Consider the following 2,841-nt stretch of genomic DNA (forward strand, 5'->3'; position numbering starts at 1 on the left):
GGGCAAAGCGGACAGGGCACAAGCAACGGCTACTTCCCCCGCATCGCCGGCAAACCGGCCGGCTACCTGTACAACCAACTGGTCGCTTTTCGGGATGGCACACGGCACTACCCCCCGATGAATTATCTGGTGGCCTACTTGCCCGACCCTTACTTGCGCGAAATCGCAGAGCATTTCGCCAAGCAGCGCCCCCCCTTTGCGACCGTCGAGCCAATAACAGTCGATTCCGAGACTCTGAAGCGCGGCCAGCTTCTCGTCGCGACGGGAGATGCGCAGCGGGGTGTGCCGGCCTGCGTGACTTGCCATGGCACCGGGCTCACCGGCATGAATCCGGGCATCCCTGGCCTCGTCGGCCTGCGTCCCACTTATATCGCTGCGCAGCTGATTCGTTGGCGCGTCGGCGATCGACATGCTGTCGAACCCGATTGCATGAAGCGGATCGCCACGCGTCTCCTGGACACCGACGTGACGGCGGTATCAACCTGGCTCGGACAACAGGCGCCACCGGCAGATCCGACGCCCGAATCGTCCAACCTCATACGCATGCCGATTGCCTGCGGCAGTCAACGGTAAATGCGATGAAAACGCGCTCGATCGTCTTCTCTGTTCTCCTCTTGATTCTTCTCGCCGTGGGCACGGTTGCTTATCTGCTCTACCCGCGCGCCATGCCGCTGACGGGGCACTCGGGTGCCGTCAACGCGACCACCCAGGTCATCACCAAGGGGGAATATCTCGCGCGCGCGGGTGACTGCGTGGCCTGTCACACCACGGCTGGCGGCAAGGTGTTCGCAGGCGGACGCTCGATGCCCACGCCCTTTGGCGCCTTCTACGTGCCCAACATCACGCCCGATGAGGAGACGGGCATCGGCGAGTGGAATTCGGCCGACTTCTACCGGATGTTGCACACCGGCGTGTCGCGCAATGGCGCCTTGATGTATCCAGTGATGCCGTTCGCCTCGTACACCAAAGTGACGCGCGAGGATTCGGATGCGATCTTCGCCTATCTCATGTCAGTGCCGCCCGTGCGGCAGCAGAACCGGCCTCATGAGTTGAACTTTCCGTATAACAACCGCGAACTGCTGCTGGGATGGCGCACCCTGTATTTCAAGCAGGGTGAATACGTGGCAGAACCGAAGCAATCAGCTGAGTGGAATCGCGGTGCCTATCTTGTGCAGGGGCTTGGCCATTGCGCGATGTGTCACACGGCCATCAACGCGCTTGGTGGTTCGAGCGAGTCGAAAGCATTTGAAGGGGCCATGATTCCCAACCAGAATTGGTATGCACCGTCGCTCACGTCCAATCGCGAAGCCGGCCTTGGAAACTGGACCATCAAGGAAATCTCCGACTTGTTGCAGGCCGGTGTGTCTCACCGCGGCACGGTGTACGGGCCCATGGCCGAGGTGGTCTACAACAGCCTGCAGTATTTGAACGACGAAGACGTGGCGGCGATGGCCACCTACCTGAAGGCCTTGCCACAGCGCGATGCGGAGCCACCACCGACCAGCCAGGCTCGCCTTGTGAATCCGGGGACGATGGAGCTTGGCCGGCGCGTCTACGCCAACCAGTGCGCGATGTGTCATGGCGACGAGGGCAAGGGACAGCCGCCTGCGTATCCGCCACTGGCAGGCAACCAGTCGATCACCATGTCGTCCCCGGTCAATTCGATCAGGATGGTCCTCAACGGAGGCTACCCTCCGGGGACCAAGAAGAATCCGCGCCCGCACGGCATGCCGCCGTTCAATCACATCCTGAACGACGAAGAGGTCGCGGCTGTTGTGACTTACATCCGGGTTGCGTGGGAGAACAGTGGCACACCGGTCACTGCAGCCCAATCCAATGAACTGCGCAAGGTACTGCCTGAATGAACGAAGAAGCAATGATGGGTGAGCGTGATGCAGCAGCGTTCGCGGCGTCGGAGGACGCACGGGTGGACCAGATTGTGGGCCAGGGGCCATCCGGGACGTTTGCCGTCGCCGGAGTGGCCACGGCTGTCGTCATAGCGATCTATTTCGCGTTCTATTTCTTCGCCTATCTGCCAAGGGGTGCCGTGCAGTGAGCGCAATAGACTCCCCTTCCTCTTCTCCTTCCCTTTCCCCGTCGCCTCACGGGTCCGAAGCTGTCGCAATCGCTGCCGAACGCCGCTGGGCCATCATCGTCGGGGTGATCATCGCGATGCTGGTAGCAATGATGATCGTGACCGGACTGCACTGGGTCTCGATGCCTCCATCCCGGGTAGAGACGGTGGACGTGAAGACGTTGCACCTTAGCGGCGAGTTCGTCGAAGGAAATCTGGGTACAACCTTGGCCGACGGGAAGGTTACCGTGCGCCTGATTGCCCAGCAGTATTCGTTTGTGCCCCAGTGCATCGTCGTGCCGGCAGAAATGCCGGTGACGTTCCGCGGCACGTCGACGGACGCGATTCATGGATTCGTGATTGGACGAACCAACGCCAACACCATGCTCGTCCCGGGTTTTGTTGCGACCTTCACGACGACATTCTCCGGAACCGGTGAGAAGCTCATGCCGTGCCACGAGTACTGCGGCACCGGCCACGAAGCGATGTGGGGCCGTGTTCAAGTCATTCCGCCGGAGGAGTTCCTGTCCAGGGCCCGCGGCGGAGAAAGGCTTAGCTGTGTTCCACGCTAAAAAGCTCGTCCTTGCGCACTTCTGGGTGGCCTTTGTGGCTTTCCTAGGCGCCATTTTTCTGGGCGAATGGCAGATGTTCGTGCGCAGCCCGCTCGCTGCCTGGGTCAACAACCCGGAGCACTATTACCGCTCTGTCACCGCACACGGCACTGTCATGGCTTACGTGATGCCGACCCTTGTTGCAATGGGCTTTGG

The 2,841-nt window shown here is 61.0% G+C and carries 4 protein-coding genes and 1 pseudogene; all 5 read left to right on the forward strand.

The window, feature by feature from the left end; translation table 11 throughout:
• Positions 1 to 573, forward strand: a 573-nt coding sequence (locus RCH10_RS27420) for a c-type cytochrome (RefSeq protein WP_409054818.1), incomplete at its 5' end; no start/stop codon positions are given.
• 5 nt (positions 574 to 578) lie between these two features.
• Positions 579 to 1,865 carry a c-type cytochrome gene (locus RCH10_RS27425; RefSeq protein WP_409054819.1) on the forward strand — a complete coding sequence of 429 codons (1,287 nt, stop codon included), beginning with the start codon at positions 579 to 581 and terminating at the stop codon, positions 1,863 to 1,865.
• Positions 1,862 to 2,056: a hypothetical protein gene (locus RCH10_RS27430; RefSeq protein ID WP_409054821.1), complete on the forward strand. Its 195-nt coding sequence runs from the start codon at positions 1,862 to 1,864 to the stop codon at positions 2,054 to 2,056. Before RCH10_RS27425 ends, RCH10_RS27430 begins: the two co-directional genes overlap by 4 nt.
• Before the next feature lie 5 nt (positions 2,057 to 2,061).
• Positions 2,062 to 2,646, forward strand: coding sequence for a cytochrome C oxidase subunit II (locus tag RCH10_RS27435; RefSeq protein WP_409054820.1), 585 nt, complete (start codon positions 2,062 to 2,064; stop codon positions 2,644 to 2,646).
• Positions 2,633 to 2,841, forward strand: a pseudogene (locus tag RCH10_RS27440) (cytochrome C oxidase subunit I); the annotation flags it as partial. The gene RCH10_RS27435 and the pseudogene RCH10_RS27440, both read left to right, overlap by 14 nt.

Source organism: Variovorax sp. GrIS 2.14 (assembly GCF_046115955.1).
Taxonomy (GTDB): Bacteria; Pseudomonadota; Gammaproteobacteria; order Burkholderiales; family Burkholderiaceae_C; genus Variovorax.